16 protein-coding genes are annotated in these 20,479 nt (G+C 41.9%); 6 read left to right on the top strand and 10 right to left on the bottom strand.

Going from position 1 to position 20,479, the window contains the following annotated elements:
* Positions 1–81 precede the first annotated feature (81 nt).
* The 8 genes from RCH20_RS04230 to rpmH all read right to left on the bottom strand — a co-directional run bounded on the left by RCH20_RS04230 (position 82) and on the right by rpmH (position 8,269).
* Positions 82–765: a riboflavin synthase gene (locus RCH20_RS04230; protein ID WP_209956092.1), complete on the bottom strand. Its 684-nt coding sequence runs from the start codon at positions 763–765 to the stop codon at positions 82–84.
* Between the two features lie 1,002 nt (positions 766–1,767).
* A complete protein-coding gene (gene ribD, locus RCH20_RS04225) occupies positions 1,768–2,823 on the bottom strand; it encodes a bifunctional diaminohydroxyphosphoribosylaminopyrimidine deaminase/5-amino-6-(5-phosphoribosylamino)uracil reductase RibD (protein ID WP_327192705.1) in 1,056 nt (351 codons plus the stop codon).
* 48 nt (positions 2,824–2,871) lie between these two features.
* On the bottom strand, positions 2,872–3,339 hold the full coding sequence (gene nrdR / locus RCH20_RS04220) for a transcriptional regulator NrdR (RefSeq protein WP_209956089.1): 468 nt from the start codon (positions 3,337–3,339) through the stop codon (positions 2,872–2,874).
* A 272-nt stretch (positions 3,340–3,611) separates the two neighbouring features.
* Positions 3,612–5,057, bottom strand: coding sequence for a tRNA uridine-5-carboxymethylaminomethyl(34) synthesis GTPase MnmE (gene mnmE / locus RCH20_RS04215; protein WP_327192763.1), 1,446 nt, complete (start codon positions 5,055–5,057; stop codon positions 3,612–3,614).
* A 210-nt stretch (positions 5,058–5,267) separates the two neighbouring features.
* Positions 5,268–6,959 carry a membrane protein insertase YidC gene (gene yidC / locus RCH20_RS04210; RefSeq protein WP_327192704.1) on the bottom strand — a complete coding sequence of 564 codons (1,692 nt, stop codon included), beginning with the start codon at positions 6,957–6,959 and terminating at the stop codon, positions 5,268–5,270.
* Positions 6,960–7,152: 193 nt separating this feature from the next.
* Positions 7,153–7,557, bottom strand: a complete 405-nt coding sequence (gene yidD, locus RCH20_RS04205) for a membrane protein insertion efficiency factor YidD (RefSeq protein WP_327192703.1) — start codon at positions 7,555–7,557, stop codon at positions 7,153–7,155.
* Position 7,558: 1 nt separating this feature from the next.
* Positions 7,559–7,930, bottom strand: a complete 372-nt coding sequence (gene rnpA, locus RCH20_RS04200) for a ribonuclease P protein component (RefSeq protein WP_209956082.1) — start codon at positions 7,928–7,930, stop codon at positions 7,559–7,561.
* Positions 7,931–8,134: 204 nt separating this feature from the next.
* The gene (rpmH, locus tag RCH20_RS04195; RefSeq protein ID WP_007394757.1) at positions 8,135–8,269 is read right to left on the bottom strand and encodes a 50S ribosomal protein L34; all 135 of its coding nucleotides are present in this window, start codon (positions 8,267–8,269) and stop codon (positions 8,135–8,137) included.
* 603 nt (positions 8,270–8,872) lie between these two features.
* Between rpmH and dnaA the strand changes: the two genes are divergently transcribed.
* From dnaA to RCH20_RS04170, 5 genes are all read left to right on the top strand, one after another.
* On the top strand, positions 8,873–10,324 hold the full coding sequence (dnaA, locus tag RCH20_RS04190; RefSeq protein WP_209956081.1) for a chromosomal replication initiator protein DnaA: 1,452 nt from the start codon (positions 8,873–8,875) through the stop codon (positions 10,322–10,324).
* Positions 10,325–10,659: 335 nt separating this feature from the next.
* Complete coding sequence (gene dnaN, locus RCH20_RS04185; protein WP_327192702.1) at positions 10,660–11,835, top strand: DNA polymerase III subunit beta; 1,176 nt, start codon at positions 10,660–10,662, stop codon at positions 11,833–11,835.
* A gap of 63 nt (positions 11,836–11,898) precedes the next feature.
* On the top strand, positions 11,899–13,149 hold the full coding sequence (gene recF / locus RCH20_RS04180; RefSeq protein ID WP_327192701.1) for a DNA replication/repair protein RecF: 1,251 nt from the start codon (positions 11,899–11,901) through the stop codon (positions 13,147–13,149).
* A 592-nt stretch (positions 13,150–13,741) separates the two neighbouring features.
* The gene (gene gyrB, locus RCH20_RS04175) at positions 13,742–16,408 is read left to right on the top strand and encodes a DNA topoisomerase (ATP-hydrolyzing) subunit B (RefSeq protein WP_327192700.1); all 2,667 of its coding nucleotides are present in this window, start codon (positions 13,742–13,744) and stop codon (positions 16,406–16,408) included.
* Positions 16,409–16,672: 264 nt separating this feature from the next.
* A complete protein-coding gene (locus RCH20_RS04170) occupies positions 16,673–17,338 on the top strand; it encodes a trimeric intracellular cation channel family protein (RefSeq protein WP_209956075.1) in 666 nt (221 codons plus the stop codon).
* Positions 17,339–17,482: 144 nt separating this feature from the next.
* Here RCH20_RS04170 and rlmF read toward each other — a convergent pair whose 3' ends face one another.
* Complete coding sequence (rlmF, locus tag RCH20_RS04165) at positions 17,483–18,514, bottom strand: 23S rRNA (adenine(1618)-N(6))-methyltransferase RlmF (RefSeq protein WP_327192699.1); 1,032 nt, start codon at positions 18,512–18,514, stop codon at positions 17,483–17,485.
* A gap of 66 nt (positions 18,515–18,580) precedes the next feature.
* Positions 18,581–19,363 (bottom strand): LysE family translocator, encoded by a 783-nt coding sequence (locus RCH20_RS04160; protein WP_327192698.1) that lies wholly within the window; start codon positions 19,361–19,363, stop codon positions 18,581–18,583.
* Between the two features lie 206 nt (positions 19,364–19,569).
* On the opposite strand from RCH20_RS04160, the gene RCH20_RS04155 reads away from it, so the two are divergent.
* Positions 19,570–20,373: a crotonase/enoyl-CoA hydratase family protein gene (locus RCH20_RS04155; protein WP_327192697.1), complete on the top strand. Its 804-nt coding sequence runs from the start codon at positions 19,570–19,572 to the stop codon at positions 20,371–20,373.
* Positions 20,374–20,479: the final 106 nt, after the last annotated feature.

Below are 20,479 nucleotides of genomic sequence, written 5' to 3'. Positions count from 1 at the left end.
CAAGAAAAATTTATACCAGTAGTCCACTGACACAAATGTATCTGCTTTATTTTGAACTGGCTATACTGACCATACTGTTTGTTACTTCATAAAGCCGTTATCCGCTAAAAAAGCATCAGTAATAGGGTTTTGCGGACTCGTTACAGTATCCGCATTCATTGTTCCCGTTTGCGACTTATTTAACAGGCGTTCTAGGTAGCGTGCCACAATATCTACCTCAATATTAACCTTGTCGCCTAACAACCAATGCTTAGAAATATTAGTTATCTGAGCAGTGTGTGGGATGATATTTAAACAGACAATATTGTCACGTACTAAATTGGTTGTCAGACTAATGCCGTCGAGCGTAATAGATCCTTTGGTGGCGGTATAATGTGCCAACTCTTGCGGTAATTCGATTTCTATATAAATAGAACGCGCATCTTTTTCAAGCTTACTGACAGTACCAACGCCATCAACGTGACCGGCAACGATATGACCACCAAAACGTGTGGTTGGCAGCATGGCTTTTTCTAAATTCACCACATGACCTGGTTTTAAATCTTTTAGCGCAGTGCAAGCAATAGTTTCACGTGAAACATCAACAGCATAATAGTTACTACCCAAATCTACTACCGTGAGACAGATACCATTAGAAGCAATAGAATCACCTAATGACACATCACTAAAGTCCAAGTCGTCAGATTCAATCATTAAGCGAATATCACCACCAACGGGATCCATAGCTTTAATTTTACCCACACTTTCAATAATTCCTGTAAACATATAAACCTCTTTTTATTGGTTGTTGATATAGTTAATTCAATTTAAAAGGGACACAGTCCTGCTGGTACGGATTTTTTGTAGGCTCTGTCACGCCTGCGAACAGCAAGCGAAAAAAACGTATACCAGCAGCACATTGCTATAAACGACTGTCTTTTATTTTGAACCGACTATAACAACTCATTTTTAATAGCTGATAATTTATGATAACTACTCATTAGCATAGCACTACACTCGTACATTAATAACAAAATCTACCAATTATCAATATTGGTTATTCTAATAATCTACTATAGTCAATGGAAAGTAATATCGATACATAACCTACTGCTGGCATAAATTTTTCTTGCTTGCTGTGCCTACGCAGATAGAGGCTGCAAAAGGCTTATACCAGCAGTACCGTCGCGTTTTTAAGGTATTTTAACTATACCACTGATTGAGCAGCCATATAGTCGATCCAATTTAAAAAAGGATACAAGGTTATTGCTATGAACGACTGTCTTTTATGTTGAACAGACTATAGCTAAATATTATTGCTTATAATCATTAATACCCGTCATTAAGGACAGTTATTACTAAATCAGCGGCTATGTTTGATTCACTTGGCTCTGTCGGCTAATGTTTTCAATTTAAAACTAAGTATATTTAACACTTAACGAAGCAGCGGGCAGGAATGGACTGTGGATAAGTACTTACTGTGTGTGCTGTTTTAATTTAAAACCATTATTATCATATAGTTATCCACAAGCTATCCACTTGTTAATATATAGAGTGACGGCTGTACAGGTTATTAGATAAACCATTGATTAATAGAAGGTTATTTTATGAATTAGCGGTTTATTAGTCATTTAAAAGTTTCATGTGAAACATAACTATATAAAGTTATACACAGTTCCATGTGAAACTTAACTTAAAGTAGTGGAGTTATCCACATTTATAGCACAACTTGATAATATTGTGGATAACCAAGCACTTATGCACAGCTGATTTAGATATATTAGCTATTTAGAGGGGCAGTAAGGTAAGTTTAATATCAGTACCGACTGGCTCATGGCTGTGATAATCAAAACGCAGTTGCTGCGCTAAAGATAGGGGGTTGAATTCAACCATTGCTCGAGCTTGCGCGCCTAATAAGCAAGGCGCTTGATAAACAATCAACTCATCTACTAGCTGCTGACTCAAAAAGCTTCCTGCGACACTAGCACCCGCCTCTACTAATACCTCATAGCACTGGTGCTCACTGACTAACGTTTGTAGTAGCTGGTGCAGATTGTCTTCACGCCAGTATAAAGTCTTTGGTTGGCGGCATAACCGATAAGAAGATTGCGCATCGTGTATTAAACGCTTGCGTCGATCAAGTACCACAATTAGCGGTACAGGCACTTGCTCAGGAGCTACCCCTAACTGGGTAGAGCGTACATTTAACTGTGGATCATCCGCGATGACAGTCGAGCTTCCGGTAATGATAGCGCCACTTTGCGCACGCAGTTTCTGCACATCTTCTCGTGCGGCTGCTGAAGTAATCCATTTTGACTCGCCTGTCGCCATCGCGGTACGACCATCAAGACTGGTCGCAATCTTGAGTCGCACATAAGGCATTTGCGTACGCATGGCCTTTAAAAACCCTTTATTTAACGCTTCTGCCTGAGCATTTAATGTCCCAACTATAACCTCAATGCCAGCCTGTTTTAACAGAGCTACTCCACGACCAGCCACCTGTGGATTGGGGTCAAGACCAGCGATCACTACCCGCTCAATACCTGCATCAATAAGGGCTCGGGCGCAAGGTGGTGTGCGTCCAGTATGGCTGCAGGGTTCCAGAGTCACATAAGCCGTCGCACCTACTGCTTGCGTTCTTGCCTGTTTAAGCGCGAACACTTCGGCATGCGGTTGCCCCGCTTGTGGATGAAACCCTTGTCCAACCACTTGTTCTGCTTTTACGATTACGCAGCCTACGGCAGGATTAGGCCTAGTAGTGTATAGGCCAAACTTCGCCTGCTCTATAGCGAGCATCATAAAATAGCGGTCCTGAGCATCTTGCGCGTGGTTTAATGTTGGCATAAAGAGATTACACTTAATAAAAAAGGAGCTGATGGTTGCTATACATAGTTAATTGTCATTTTTCTCTATAGGGCGAATATTAGCAATTTCCTGATGAAAAGCATCAATATCTTGAAAGTCGCGGTAGACACTAGCGAAGCGCACATAAGCAACGTCGTCAAGCGTTTTTAGCTCGCTCATAATGATCTCTCCTAACACTTTGCTGCTAATCTCACGCTCGCCCATTTGCCGTACCCGCTTCTCAATACGACTGATCATGGCTTCTTGTTCATCGATAGTAATCGGTCGTTTTTGTAGCGGTAGCAGGATAGAGCGACGTAGTTTTTCATTGTCATAGGGCTCTATTTTGCCACTTGATTTAATAATCCGTGGCATAACCACTTCTACCATCTCAAAAGTGGTAAAACGCTCTTGGCAGCTACTGCAAAGCCGACGCCGACGGACTTGCGCACCTTCAGCAGCCAAACGTGAGTCAATAACTTTAGTCTCTGACGCATTACAATAAGGACAATGCATACCATTTTCCTTGTGTTCGTACTGAAAACTAGGTTGATATAGTTAATATAAAATAAACTAGCTACGCCGTTAATATTGAACTATGACCTGCAGCTAGTGAAAGTTTTCTTGCTTACTGGGCGGCTATGCCACACTAGAGGCTGCAAAAGGCTGCAAAAGGCTGCAAAAAATTTTCAGCCTCGCTTTATTCGTTTTAGAATGACCTAACTATAACAGGCGGAGTCATTCCTTAGAGACTTTATTTTAAACGACGCATTAATAGACTTAGTGCATCATTTGCCAATACAAAAACTGCCAAAAATTTTGCCTAATAAGTCATCAGCACTAAACTCTCCAGTGATTTCGCCTAAGCTAATCTGTGCTTGACGTAAGCTTTCGGCGACCAACTCACCGGCGCTGAACACCGTCAACTGTTCGTGGGCTTCTATTAGGTGATTGGCCGTTCGTCTTAAGGCATCTAAGTGGCGAGTACGGGCAATTAGGCTATTTTCGGGGGGATGAAACCCTACTTTGGCACATAAGACTTCAACTAACTCTTCGATACCGGCACCTGTTTCACATGAAACGTGCACCTGTTCATAACCTCGATTATTGATTTGGGCTTGAGAAATAGCAGTGACGTTATCGTTTACCTTAGTGCTTAAAGAATCACTTAATAAATCGCTTTTATTGGCAATAATGAGTAGGCGCTCAGCATCTGGTAACTCGCCGAACAACTGCTCTGCTAATTGTAGCGGTGTGCCATTATCCTCGATATCACGCGTAACGTCATAAACCATTAATAATATATCTGCCTGTTTGATAGCAGTGCGTGCACGTGCAATGCCGATGCGTTCTACCGTATCTTCGGTATCACGCAAGCCTGCAGTATCAGTCAAATGTAGCGTTAAACCATTCAGTACGACCGTTTCTTGTAAGGTATCACGAGTAGTACCCGCCACTTCGGTGACGATAGCGCGCTCTTGACCTGCCAGACGATTAAGCAAGCTAGATTTACCCGCATTTGGCCTACCTGCTAATACCACGTGAATACCATCACGTAATAACTGACCTTGTTTGGCGGTTTCCAATACTTGCTGGATCTGTGCTTGGGTTTGCTCAAGCTTATTCTGAATCACCCCATCAGATAAGAAATCAACGTCTTCTTCATCAGGAAAATCAATGGCTGCTTCGACATGTAAACGCAAGTGAATAAGTTGTTCTAGTAGCTGGTTAATTTTTTGTGAAAACTCGCCACTCAATGATCGAATCGCACTACTGGCAGCAGCAGCACTGGTCGCATCGATGGCATCAGCAATAGCTTCTGCCTGTACCAAATCTAGTTTGTCATTATCAAAAGCACGATAAGAAAATTCACCAGCACCAGCTTGCTTCGCACCCAATTCAAAGGTCCGCGCTAACAGCTGGCTCTGTAATATCATACCGCCATGACCTTGCAGCTCAATCACGTCTTCACCCGTGAAGGAATGGGGTGCTTTAAAATACAGCACTAGCCCTTCATCAATAGTCGTACCATCCGCTTGGTAAAAACGGCAAAAGCTTGCTAATCTTGGGGTAAAAGCAGACTTACCGGTCAGTTGACAAGCGATAGCATACGCCTTAGCTCCTGACAAACGGATAACTCCTACTCCGCCTCGTCCAAGAGGGGTAGCAATGGCGGCAATCGTGGCCAATCCAGATACAGTAGACGGATCTGGTAGATCAGTTGGCGGTGACAAGGTTGCGTCAGTATCCACACTTACTCTCAATAGCTAAAAACCCCATTATAGACGGCTCGGCCTAGACTGACAAAGCAAACTTTATATAACAGTGTTTGGTGTTTTTTATTTAGTTTTGCTCAGCACAGAACGATGAAATATTGCATAAAAAAACCACCGCTAGAGCGATGGTTTTTTAGTTATTAACCTAACTAGTTATGGACCAACTCATTAATCAAGCACTTTAACAGTACGCAGTTTTTGCTCTTCTTGAACTTTTTTATTGACGATATATTGATGCGTCATACTAAATAAGTTGTTAACTGTCCAGTACAATACTAGACCTGCAGGGAAGAACAGCATGAAAGCAGTAAAGATAATTGGTAAAAACTTCATTACTTTCGCTTGCATGGGATCAGTTGGCTGCGGGTTAAGCTGCTGCTGTACAAACATAGAAGCACCCATCAGCAGTGGTAAAATAAACCATGGATCCATCGCTGATAGATCCTGAATCCATAAGATCCAAGGGGCATGACGTAGCTCAACACTCTCGACCAGCACCCAATACAAGGCTAAGAAGATAGGCATCTGCATTAATATAGGCAGACAACCGGCCATTGGATTGACCTTTTCTTCCTTATAAATTCCCATCATCTCTTGCGACATTTTCATCCGGTCGCTGCCGTGCTCTTCTTTAAGCGCTGCTAGACGCGGTGCAATAGCACGCATCTTCGCCATTGAGTAATAGCTCTTGTTAGAGAACCACATCAAGGCAAACTTAACTAAAACCGTCAAACCAATGATTGACCAACCCCAGTTACCAAGGATGTTATGAATACCATCAAGTATCGCAAATAATATTTTTGAGATTGGCCATAACAGACCATAATCGACCGTCTGATTCAGACCAACAGCAACATCTTTAAGCTCAGACTGTACTTTTGGCCCTGCGTATAGCGTTGCACTTAACGTTGCTTGCTTATTCATTGCGACATTAATAGGCTGGCTATTAAAACCTATAAAGTATTCATCGCCAGTTTCACGACTGAAGAATTGACCGGTGAAGTTGTTAGGCGTCCATGCTGATACAAAATAATGCTGCACGATACCAACCCAACCTTTATCACTGGTCGTAGTCAATTCACCATCACTAAAGTCATCAAACTTCAGCTTGTTGTAAGGGTCATCAGGTGTACCCCAAGCGCCACCTAAATAGGTCGCCATGCTCAGCGCGCCTTTATCAGACATACCAGGATCTTTACTATCATCACGCTTTAGTTGCGCAAATAACTGTCCTTGCCATGGCTGCGTAGACGCGTTCTGAATCTGGTAGCTAACATCAATAGGGTATTCATCATGGGTAAAGGTAAAAGTCTTGGTAATCGTAACGCCATCTTTTTTGTACGTGAGCGGTACTGATAACGTTTGTTGTCCCTCTTTCATGACATAACTGTTGGTTGTATGACTGTAAGTAGCACGACCTGCCGCAGTATCAATACCATCTTTACCAATAAGACCAGACTGAGCCACATAAACACGATTGCTATCATTCTCTAGCAATACAAAAGGCTTTTCACCATCGAGCGTCGCATCATACTGCTTGAGGGCAGCATAGACGATATCGCCGCCTTCTGGACTGATTTTGATATCATAGCGGTTAGTCGTTACCGTGATGAGACCAGCATCTTTAGTCGATGCAGTCGGCACGGTTGCCGCCACACTAACATCAGTAGGTAACGTCTGTACCGGGATGTCACCTGCTGCACCAGTGGTAGATGGAATATCAGCACCTACTGAGGTTGCAGTTATTGGCTCTGCATCTACAGCGGGCGCATCAGCATTATCATCTCGCCATGCCAAAATCAGCAGATAAGCGGTGATCAACATCGCAATGATGATCATCACCCGAAATATCTTTTGCATAAACCTATCCTAGAGTGAAAAATTTGGGCGTGTGCCATGACCAAGATTTAGCCGCAGCTTTTGTGTAGAGCCACGACGCCAGTTGTCATTGGCATAAAATGCTCATCATTTTACTAAAAAACCACCTTAAATGATACCAACAGTATAGATAAGCTGGTAGGTGACTCAAAGCACTTATAAAGTGTTGAAATTATTACGGTTTCAGAAGGTGATTTAAACGAGCGCCATAGCTAACGTTATCACGATAAACGTGATTATCTCTATCTGTTGCAACAGTAGATGTATTCGCATTAGAACCAGAGACAGTGACAGTGACAGTGATAGGTAAATAATGATAAATATAAGACGCTAAAGGTAGCGGTACAAAATCAATGCCATGTCCACCCCAAGGCTGACAGCGACCAATACGTTTTAATAGTAACCAGCTACCTGCCCAAACACCATGCCATGCTAACGCCTGTTTACCGTAGTTTGAGCATGTTGGGTAGTACCGACAACGAGCAGGTGTTATAGGACTAATTATTTTTTGATAAATAAATATAAGGCTAGAAAATAATTTATAGAAAAAAATATTTATATTTTTTATTAAATTATTCATTTTACTTTTTTTCTATTTTTTTAAATATATTATTTATTTGATTCTCTAATTCTTTTTTATCAATATCTTTTAAAGACTTTTTAACAATGAAAACAATATCCTTGTTTTCTAAACTATAGGCTTGCCTACGAAACTGCTCTCTTATTTTTCTCTTAATTAAATTACGGATGACAGCAGTAGGTACCTTACGTTTGGTAATTGCCATACCTATACGCGGCTGAGCGTGGATATTAGAGCTCACAAAAGCCATCAGATGACTTTGATGTAGTTTACGCTCAGGTGCATCAAACACCTCACGAAAGGCAGCTGGTGTCAGCAGGCGCTGCTCTTTGGTGAAACAGGCAGTGGGTGTAGCTGGGATGATGTCGGGCATAGTACAACCTAAAATGAGAGCTAATAGCAGTATCGAAATAAGCATGACGAAATGTAGCGACAAAAAAAGCGCCGATGTGGGCGCTTTTAATATATAGCTATGTGAAGGTTGTGGTCAATATTGATAATTAAATATGGTCTATAAATAATAGACGCACAACGCGCATCATGAGCCATGAAGGTCGTATGTTACCGATTGATTGGACTATACGGTAAGACGATGACGACCTTTAGCGCGGCGACGTGCTAGGACCTGACGGCCTTTTTTAGTTGCCATACGAGCACGGAAACCGTGAGTACGCTTGCGTTTGATGACGCTTGGTTGGAATGTACGTTTCATAACTCACCTATCAAAATAATGGACTAAATCCGTAATAACGAAGGATTATATCATTCCATCATATCTGGGTCAATCAACTAATCCTCTTTGCTCGTTATTTTTTACTAATGGTTGTGAATAAGCAATGCAATTGATTCAAATATTAATGGGTTACTGATAAATTATTGTCAACTGTGAAAGTGAAAACTAGCTCAAATTTTCAGTACAGTTTACAAAGTTATCCACAGAAATGTCGCTATTCCATAATAACTATTAATTAATATATATAAGTATTGTTGTTATTGGGAGGTATAATATCTGTGGTTAAGTCACTTTTCCTCTTTAATATCAAAAGACTAGGCTATGGGTAAACCTGTGGACAACCTGTGGGTGGAATATGGATAACTCAACATCAAGACTTATCCACAAAACTATCCACAGCTTTATCCACAAAAAATTAGATGTTATCCACAGGCTGTTTATGTTAAATTAGCATCCCGCACAAACGACCATTTTGTGCCACTAGTTTTAGTGCCGCTCGCAGAGTTTATACTCGTTACTAGGTGTTTAATAACGAACGCCTAGAGAGTCGAATTACTTTAAGTTATGAGGCTAATATTTTTCATGATAGATACTGCTACAATTTGGGATAGATGCTTAGATGATTTGCGCTATCACGTTAAAGATAACGTATTTACTATGTGGTTGAGACCCTTGTCAGCACATCAAGAAGCACAGACGCTTATCATTCGGGCTCCCAATGATTACTTTGTTTCTTACATCAAAAAGAACCACCTACATGATATTCAGAAATTGGTTACTAAGCACAGTCAGGGTAGCATTGAAGAAGTCATCGTCCGTGTTGATCACGCTAACAACAGCGAACAACCCAATTACGAGCCGGCAGATAGTGAACCTCAAACGTCAGGCTCTTTATTTGAGGAGAATAACCCATCCCCTCCCCTAGCGCTTCAGGTTACAAAAACCAGTAGCAGGCAGGCAGATAATGACGGTGCTATGCAGCACGCTGCGCTCGTTGACTCTGCTGATACCAAATCGCTAAGTTATCTCAATCCTGACTTTACCTTTGAAACTTTTGTTACAGGTAAATCTAATAATCTTGCCTATAAAGCTTGTTATGAGCTAAGTAAGCGTCAATCAAAAAATCGTCATAACCCTTTGTTCATATACGGACCTTCTGGTTTGGGAAAAACGCATTTAATGCATTCGGTTGCACATCGCTATTTAAAAAATAATAGAAGTTTTTATTACTTTACTTCTGAAAAATTTATTAACCAACTGGTTTATTCATTAAGAAATAATAAAATAGAAGACTTTAAAAAGAAAATAAAAAAAGTAGATTTATTAATTGTTGATGATATTCATGTGCTAGCTGGAAAAACCAAAAGTAGTAATGAGTTTCTAACATTATTCGCTGATTTTACTAGTGGTGACAAACAACTTATTTTGGCTTCTGACCGTCATCCTTCACAAATGACTGAATTCGATGAACGTTTTCGCTCACGATTTTCTTGGGGTTTGACAGTCGCCGTTGATCCGCCTGAGATTGATACGCGCGTGCAAATATTACAGAAAAAGGCCGCCTGGTATGGAATGACCTTACCCAAAGATTGTGCGTTATTTATTGCTCAAAATGTGGTCTCTAATGTTAGACGTTTAGAGGGCGCATTGAATCAAGTATTTGCCAATGCTAATTTAACTGGGGCGCCGATTACACTTGAAATGGTGCAGTACGCACTAAAAGATATCGTGGCTATGCGCGTACAAGCCGTTAATATGGACAATATCCGTAAAGTAGTCGCAGAGTATTACGATGTGACGATAAAAGATTTAATGGGTCGTAAGCGTACGCGTAGTATCGCCCGCCCACGCCAAATTGCTATGGCATTATCGCGCGAGCTTACAGGCGACAGCTTTCCTGAGATTGGCCAGTTCTTTGGAGGTCGTGATCACACAACGGTGATGCATGGCTGTGATAAAGTAGCGGAACTACGGGCGGCAGATCCTGCATTTGACAAGGATTACAAGTCGCTGGCGATGATGCTACAAGCTTAATAGAGGATGTCGTTACTATTGTGTTTTAGCCAGTAGATATGGTTTATAATGGTTAAAAATAAAAGGTGCTTATTTATTGAGCATTGCGTTACAAGTCAGTCAGTAATAGCTATTAACCGTTTATAAATGACTGATGAATACTATTTTTTCAATAAATACGATATCTGTACACTTTATATCTCTATATTCATATATCTGTATTGGTGTAAGTCAGCATGGCTAACATAGTCTCAAGGCACTGAAAATCAACGCTAGTAGAATAAAAGAGTTTGAAAAAAATAACATTCAAAGAAAAACTAGCAACATAACAGCCATTCAAATAAGAGTAACCCAGCATGCAATTATCGATTAATCGAGAGTCGTTACTAAAAGCCATAAATTTGATCGCCAAGGCTGCCGATAAACGCCACAATATGGTTATCTTGGGCAATATTAAGCTGCAGTTGTCCGAATCTGAGCTGATCTTAACGGCTTCTGATTTAGAGGTAGAGCTGACTTCAACTCTCAAATTACCGGCAGGTGCCTGTACTGAACCAGGTATGACTACCTTACCAGCGATGAAGCTAAAAGATATTTGTAAGTCATTACCTGCCCAAGCACAGGTTAATCTTGCGACCCAAGGAAATGAGCGCTGTTTACTCACCAGTGGTAAGAGCCGATTTACTCTGGGAACACTACCGGCTGAAGATTATCCAAGCTTAGGTAATCCTGAAAATATCACGCCACTTACGATCAGCCGTAGCCGTCTGACTGACTTAATACATAAGACTCAGTTTGCGATGGCGATTCAAGATGTACGCTATTATCTTACTGGTATGCTATTTGATGTCTCGCAGCAGCAACTAACGACTGTGGCTACTGATGGCCATAGACTGGCATTGGCTCGCAGCGTCATTGACGTTAGCGCAGATTTAAATATGCAGGCTATCTTACCGCGTAAAGCAGTCATTGAGCTTGAACGTTTGACCACTGAGTTAGGAAAAATGCTCAGTGACCAAGATAGCGTGGTGACATTAAGTTTCGGTCGTGAGTTTTTGCAAGTCAGCCTACCGTTTGGCGATGTTGATAGCACAGGACAAGTCAGTCAAAATTTAATGGTTACCTTTACCGCGCGTCTTATTGATGGTAAATTTCCTGACTATCGTCGTGTTATGCCTAGCAATACTGATAAATTAGCGCTATTTAATCAAGAGAAAATGGCTGATGTACTGCGTCGTGTCGCTATCTTGAGTAATGAGAAGTCTCGCGGTGTGGTGTTTAATTTCGCCAGCGACGGCATGGTAGAAGTACGCGCTAACAATGCTGAACAAGACGAAGCAGTTGAAATGATACAAGCTAAGTATGAAGGTGAGCCGATGGAGCTGTCCTTTAATGCCGCTTATCTACAAGATGTACTTGGTGTTATTCAAGGTGACTTGCAGATGCACATGAGTCAATCAAATGCCTCGGTACTGGTCAATCAGCTTAATGATGACTTGCATCAGTATGTGATTATGCCGATGCGTATCTAGTTGGTTTTTTCATCATTTAGGCAGGCAACAATAGACAATATCTAACAGGCTTTTTTGATTATTATGATTGAACGTCTACAAGTCTCACATCTGCGCAATCTTAGTCAGGTTAATCTACAGACGGCAGCATGTAATGTCATCATTGGCGCCAACGGCAGTGGTAAAACCTCACTGCTGGAAGCTATATTTTTATTGTCACGCGGCAAAAGTTTCCGTCATCATCAGCCCAAACGTTATATCCAGCATCATCAAAATGCGGCAACTGTACACGCCAAACTGTCTGATGGTGGTACATTGGCGATTCAAAAACAAGCTGATGCCACTACAGTTTTACGGCTAAATCAAACCACCGTTTACAATCAAAGTATTTTAACGGAACAATTGCCAACCTTGTTAATAGATCCATCGACGATGGATATGCTAGAGCAGGGCAGTGCCAGTCGGCGCCAACTATTAGATTGGTTAGTGTTTCACATGAAACAGGGCTTTCATCCACAATGGGTGGCATACCAGCGTTTATTAAAACAGCGCAATAGCTTACTCAAACAAACCAAGCATCTATCACAGAGCCAGCATGCTGAGCTAAAAGCCTGGGATCAAGGGCTAGCGAGTCATGCTGCTTTGATTCATCATTATCGTGCGCGGATATTCGAAGCCTGGCAGCCTTATTTTGAAGACAGTATTCAGCGTCTATTGCCATCTTATGCCCAGCAACTGAGCCTCAGTTATAACCCCGGCTATGATGCTAGTATTGCTCTTGATGTGCAGCTAACAGAACGCTTAACGCAAGATTTACAGCTGGGTTATACCCGTACAGGCAGCCACCGTGCTGATCTTCATGTGCATTGGCGCTCTAACAATAGCCGTTTATCGGCAACTTCTACAGTAGTGGACGAAACGATAGATAAAGTGATAGATGAAGAGCCGGCATCTGGTATTGCCGCAAAGCTACCTATAATAAAAGAACAAGCGGCAAATATACTGTCTCGCGGTGAAAAAAAGCTGTTGATTACTGCGCTGCGTCTGTCGCAACTGCCTTTGCTTCTTAATAATACCGAGCTACTCAACAATACAGAAACAGCTGACACCTCACAACACTCTAATCACACAAATGCTACCCCAGTGGTTTTACTTGATGATATTACCGCAGAGCTAGATGATAGGGCATTAGATATTTTGCTATCAACCTTGTCTCAGCTGCCTTGTCAGGTTTTCATAACCAGTCTGACCGCTGATATTTTGCCTCTTATTAATAAATACTGGTCAAACCCAAGTATGTTTCACATGAAACAAGGCGTGCTGTCTTCTTATTAATAACTGTCTATCTATTAGGGTTTTTATCCTAATTCCTTAAGCCATTAATTTCTTAATTTCATTGTTTTTAGCTAAGCTTATCCTAGCCTAGTCTCTTTCCGTATCTGCTTCATTTGCTGTTATTCACTTTTATATTGGCTGCTATTTTATATAGATTCCCGCAATCATAACCTACTGTAGCAGTGGGTATAAAACTGCCAGTAAACAGTGACTTAGAGGCAAAAAAATGCTAAAATGAGGCTTTGTTTTTGTCCTATTTTCAGCAAGTTATCTCATAACTTTATAAATTTCGTATTTGGTATGTATAAAGCGCTAAGTGGTTGATAAGTTTGGGTTTTATTTAATAGCCTCGTCTTCTATAATGTTTAGAACAAAATGAAGCCTGTGGTTAGACTAATAATTCAAGGTTTTCTATATTTTATATGCCGCCTATAGGTTTTTATTGAAATATTCTAACTAAATCCTTTTAACTAAAGGTTTTCAATTAAAGCGCTTAATATTAATACGTTAAGTCTGAGATAACGTCATGATGAGGCACCGTAGTGGTGTGATCGTGATAAATAGCTGATTATGGCTTGATTAAGGAATGTACATGAGTGAGTCATTACCTACTGATAATGAACAGATGACGTCAGATACCACTGTTCAAACCATCGCCCCCGACGCTGTTACTGAAAGCAACCCGTCCGATTATAGCTCCAAAGATATTCGCGTATTGCGTGGGCTAGAAGCGGTGCGCGTGCGTCCTGGGATGTATATTGGTGACACCGATGATGGTACTGGTTTACATCATATGGTTTTTGAGGTGGTAGATAACTCCATCGATGAGGCGCTTGCTGGTCATTGTGACCGAATCGACATCATTATCCATGAAGATGAGTCGGTGAGTGTCAGTGATAATGGTCGCGGCGTGCCTGTAGATATCCATCCAGAAGAAGGTGTATCAGCCGCGCAGGTTATTATGACCGTACTACATGCTGGTGGTAAGTTTGATGACAACAGTTATAAAGTCTCAGGCGGCTTGCATGGTGTGGGGGTCTCTGTAGTCAATGCCCTGTCTAAAAAGCTTGAAATGAACATTTGGCGTGAAGGGCATCACTATCAGCAAACCTACACTGATGGCGTACCAGATGGCGACATCCAGCAAATGGAAGCTACCGACAAGACAGGTACCCAAATCCGTTTTTATCCCAGCACAGACGTATTCACGGGTACGGTTTTTGAATATGATATTTTGGCCAAACGTTTACGTGAGTTATCGTTTTTAAACTCAGGTGTACGTATTATCTTGACTGATGAGCGTATTGATAAACGTCATGAGTTTGAGCATAAAGGTGGTTTGTCTGAATTTGTCAGCTACATTAATGCTGGCAAAGATGGCGTCAATGATGTGTTCCACTTCATCAGTAACCAAGATGAGGGTATCAGTGTCGAAGTAGCATTACAGTGGACGGACACTTATAACGAAAAAGTACTGTGCTTCACCAACAACATTCCACAGCGCGATGGTGGCGCTCATTTATCCGGCTTTCGCTCAGCATTGACGCGTTGTCTAAATACTTATATGGACCGCGAAAACTTATTTAAAAAAGAAAAAGTTGTCGCCACCGGTGATGATGCGCGGGAAGGTTTAACAGCGATTGTTTCGGTTAAAGTCCCTGATCCAAAGTTCTCTAGCCAAACTAAAGACAAGCTAGTATCAAGTGAAGTAAAACCAGCTGTTGAATCAGCAATGCACAATAAATTTAATGACTATCTACAAGAAAATCCAAGTGCAGGCAAAGCTATCGCGGCCAAGATTATTGATGCTGCTCGTGCCCGTGATGCGGCTCGTAAAGCACGTGAAATGACCCGTCGCAAAACCACTTTAGATATCGCAGGTCTGCCAGGTAAGCTTGCAGATTGCCAAGAAAAAGATCCGGCATTATCAGAGCTTTACATCGTGGAAGGAGACTCTGCTGGTGGTTCAGCCAAGCAAGGTCGCAGTCGTAAGACTCAAGCAATTTTACCATTGAAAGGGAAGATTCTAAACGTTGAGCGCGCCCGCTTCGACAAGATGTTATCTTCTGCAGAAGTTGGTAACCTAATCACTGCATTAGGCTGCGGTATTGGTCCTGACGAATATAACCCTGATAAAGTACGCTATCATAAAATCATCATTATGACCGATGCGGACGTTGATGGGTCGCACATTAGAACCCTACTATTAACCTTCTTTTTCCGTCAAACGCCCGAACTGATTGAGCGTGGTTATATTTATATTGCTCAGCCGCCACTATATAAAGTGAAAAAAGGTCGTCAAGAGCTATATCTAAAAGACGATGAAGCACTGAAAGCTTATTTGTTATCGTCAACTATTGATAATACTAAGTTACATATCAATGATGAGGCGCCGGCGATTACGGGTCAAGCACTGGAGAATCTGCTGAACGACTATAACCAAACTCAGCTGATCAAAGCGCGTTTGCAAATTCGTTATCCAGCGGTTTTGTTAGATGCCTTAACTCATACGCCAAAGCTTACAACAGATATGACTTATGATTTGTCTGCGATGCAAGCATGGCAAGACACGCTACAGGTCCAGCTTAATCACTTTGGTAGTGAGCTGAATCCCGAGATTAAATTAGTTAATATCCACGCGCCGCAACCTAAGGTAATGGATGCCGTAACTGCAGATCTGCTCGGTATGAAGCCGCAACCAGTAGAAGCTGAACTTAATACTGATGCCGATATTAATACTGAAACCGGTACTGAAAACGAAATTAAAGTGGCAGAAAATAGCGAAATGCTATCGACTAAAGCACAGTGGTTGCCACGCATAACCGTTTATGTGCATCAGTTGGCGCATCATTATCTGCTTGATGCCAGCTTTATCAACTCGGGTGAATATTCGCGTCTATTGCGCCTATCAAGCGAGTGGAATACCTTGTTAGAAGAAGGTGCCTTTATCCGCCGTGAAGCTACGTCAGGAACTAGTAAAGACATTCCAGTACGTGATTTTGATTACCTGTGGCAACAAATGATGCTAGAGGCGCGTCGCGGTTTATCTGTTCAGCGCTATAAAGGGCTGGGTGAGATGAACGCCGATCAGCTTTGGGATACCACTATGGATCCTGAGAATCGCCGGATGTTACGCGTCACAATCGAAGATGCTATCGCCGCCGACCATATGTTTACCTGTCTAATGGGTGATCATGTTGAACCGCGTCGCATCTTTATTGAAGAAAATGCACTGACAGTGTCTAACTTAGATATCTAACTGGGATATCTAGGTTTAAAAGGCAGTCCTTGCTCAAAAACATAAAAATACCGCTTTGGCATCCAAGGCGGTATTTTTGTTTCACGTGAAACTCAGTTACACAATCCATTATAATAAGTGAAAAGATAAATGAATGTATGTATGTATAGTTAGCATGCCTAGGCTGTGTTGAACATTCGACCATGGCACTGACAGAGACTGTTTTTTAGAGTTAACACTCCCCATATCGTTTAATAATAATTACGACATTAGTGAGACTTGCCTATGTTGGCTATCGCATTAGACCCTGTAGCGCTGATCACTACTTTTGATCCGCGCTCTTTGATATATTTGTTTGATATGATCGGCATTGTGGCTTGCAGTATTTCGGGCACAATACTGGCCAAACATAAAAACTTTGATGTATTTGGCTGCTTGCTGGTATCTATAGTCACTGCTATTGGTGGCGGCACGGTACGTGATGTGATTTTAGATCGTCATCCGTTATTCTGGATGGAGGATATGAGCTACCTTACGGTCATCACAATATCTTCATTGTTGATGCAAATATTTTTTCACCCTAATTCAAGACGAGTCGATAAGTTCCTCAAACTTTCCGATACTATCGGTCTGTCAGCATTTACTTTAATCGGGGTCAAGGTTGCCGATAACATGGGCGAAAATATGCCAGTGGCATTACTGTTAGGTGTGATTACTATTGTGGTTGGCGGCATCATTCGCGATATGATCTGTAACGAGATTCCGCTAGTGCTTCAGCAAGAGATTTATATCTCCGCCGCTTTAACGGGCGGTGTTCTCTACTTTGCACTGCAGAATTTGGGCGTGACCGATTGGGTTGCTGACATCTCAGCTATGGGTACGATTTTTACCTTACGCATGCTGGCTATTCGCTACGATTGGCAATTTCCAACCATCGAATGGAAGTATTAAAGACAGCGAACTCTAAATGAAGGGAAGAGGTGTTCTTTAGTCAACTAAGCACAAGTTTTATCACCATAATTAAAAACACCGCTTTGGTAACCAAAGCGGTGTTTTTGTTTCACGTGAAACTTTTATTATTAATAACTACATTTACTATTCTTCGTCAGTATCAAAACGCCATGCCAATATACGGGTATTTTTCTGTCCCTGACTCATCTCAATGATGCGCATTTGTGCGACATCAAGTTGTTTTAATAATAGCTGTAACGGTTTAATGTTTTCAGATTTTGATACCAAAGTGGTAAACCAACCGACATGCTCTGCGAAGTTTTGACTCTCTTTAGCGAACTTAGTCAAAAAGGTGATTTCGCCACCTTCACTCCACAATTCCTTATGCTGACCACCAAAATTTAAATTTTGCACGGCGTCGCCAGATTTAGACGAGCTTTGATTCACCTTGTCATTTTTAGCACGGTGCTTTTGTAGATTGTTTTGCTTACGGCTATTAGATTCCATAGCTTCTTCAAGAGAGGCGTGAAATGGCGGGTTGCAAATAACTACATCAAAGTAATCCTGGCGACCGATAATATTAGCAAAAATGCGCTTAGGCTCAGGCTGTAGTTTTACTTTAACCGCGCCTTTTAGTTTGGGGTTGGCCTCACAAATAAGCGCTGCTGTATTAACAGATACTGGGTCAATATCAGTGGCAGTAAAGCGCCAGCCATAACTTTGGCTACCAACAATAGGGTATATGGCACTGGCACCAGTACCAATATCGAGAGCATGAATTTGCTTACCTGTAGGCGGGGTATTGTCTTCATTAATATGGGTCGTTTGCGCAAGTAGATCAGCAATATAATGAATATAGTCTGCACGTCCTGGAATTGGTGGACACAGATAGCCTGCCGGAATGTCCCAAAACTTAACACCATAATAATGAGCCAACAGTGCCTGATTGAGTACACGTACAGCCTGATGGTCAGAGAAGTTAATGGTCGGTTCGCCATTCGGATTGGTAATGGTATGGTCGGCAAGCTCAGGCAATGCGCGAGTCAATACAGCAAAGTCATAACGACCTTGGTGCGGATTGCGCGGATGCAGCTTGCCTAGTTTTTGAATTGAAGCTGGGGATCTGTTTCTATGATTACTGTTGATGGGTCTACTGGTCATGGGCTTACTTGTCATAGTATCGGGCTTACGATGTGTGGATATAATCAGTCAGTTTAGCAGATTTTGTGGCTAACTAATGTCTTATCGGCTACGTAAAATTAGGTTTAATCCCAATATTATCATCGCTGTGCCCAATACGCGGTCTATCCAATGCTCAAAGCGTTGAAAGCGGCGATGAATCGCAGGGATAGATAGTAACATCACTACCGTGCTAAACCAGGCCATCTGCAAGACCATCATCCATACGCCATAGATTGCCAGCTGCCAAAGGGGTATATCTGGTGATAATACGAGAGTAAATATCGCCACAAAATATACCGGCGCTTTCGGATTAAACACATTACAAAAAAAGCCACGGCGCAGAATGGCGACTGTAGAGTCTGTATTGCTAGACGATTCTTTAATAGACACTTCTTTGGTAGAAAGCTCTTTAGGAGAGGGCTCTTTAGCAAAAGGTTTTTTTGAAGACATATTTTCATTAGAAAGTGGCTGACCTTGCTCAGTAGGCGTGGCTTGTGAAATGTTAACGACCGAATTTGTTGAGTCTGCTGAATTTTCTGAGTCTAATGGCTTTTTAGGTTTGGCTTGAATACCTTGCCAACCCAAATAAATAAGATAACTACCGCCTAACCATTTGATAGCGGTCAATAATGGCTGCGAATGGGCGATTACCGTCGCTAGTCCTAATACCGAATAGATAATGTGAACAGCTAGACCCAAGGTAATACCGAAGCTACAGATCAAACCCGTGCGTCGACCTTTTGCTAAAGTCTGCTGCGAGACTAATACAAAATCAGGACCAGGTGAGGCGGCAGCGAGTAGATGGACGCTGGTGATAAGTAAAAAACCGTGCCAAAATTCCATAAAGTGCTCTGAGTAATGCTGTCATTTGTATAATAGTTTCACTTATCACAAACGAGGTCAACTGATATTAATGCCCGCTTTTACTGATGGTGACTTTTATGAATCAGCGCCTTGTGGCTTGCGTTATGGCAGATGGGTGTCTATATTAAAAGTAAGCTTATAACGACTGACTATACAACAGCTATAATTTCAATAAGGACGAAATCATGACTACGGAAAGTACTAACAGCACAGACAACCGCATCACTTATGACATCCAAGATTATATTTGCCTGATTGGGTTTAATCGTGCGGACAAACGCAATGCCTTTGACAGCCATATGATAGCGCAGTTGTCAGAGGCGCTGACTCGTTATGACAATGACGACAATCTACGCTGTGCATTAATATTTGCGCATGGTGAGCATTTTACCGCTGGGTTGGACTTGATGGAGCTACAGGATAAATGGGACAAAGGCGCGTTTGAATTTGATAATAGTCAAATCGATCCGTGGGGTATTAGTGGCAAATTACGCACCAAACCTATCGTGGTCGCGGTACAAGGCACCTGCTTTACCGCTGGGATTGAGCTGATGTTAAATAGCGATGTGGTCATCGCTAGTGACAACTGCAACTTTGCACAAATGGAAGTCCAGCGCGGTATCATGCCATTTGGCGGGGCGACCGTACGCTTCGTACAAGCGGCTGGCTGGCAAAAAGCCATGCCATATCTATTAACGGGCAAACCATTCGATGCACAAACTGCGGATAAGCTAAACTTGGTCAGTGAAGTTGTCGCTAACGGCACAGAATATGAGCGCGCGCTTACTCTCGCAAAAGAAATTTGCCAGTCGGCACCGCTTGGTGTGCAAGCGTTACTGTCATCAGCGCAAGATGCCAGTCGTAATGGCGCAAGCGCGGCATTGGCTAATATTCATAGCTATCTACCGCATTTATTTCATTCAGAAGATGCGAAAGAGGGCGTAATGGCGATGGTTGAGAGAAGGGCGGCTGAGTTTAGAGGGTGTTAGTTTTTTTGAATTATAATCCAAAAGATATTATTAAGCTCAATGACTTGATAACCCACTCTACGCGCTCTGCAAAAGATTCCGATTTCGATAGGCCTGCGTGGCTTAG

The sequence above is a fragment of the Psychrobacter sp. PL15 genome, assembly GCF_035984995.1.
Classification (GTDB): domain Bacteria; phylum Pseudomonadota; class Gammaproteobacteria; order Pseudomonadales; family Moraxellaceae; genus Psychrobacter.
The sequence above is the reverse complement of the archived record's forward strand: the minus strand, read 5'-3'. Positions and strand labels throughout refer to the sequence as shown.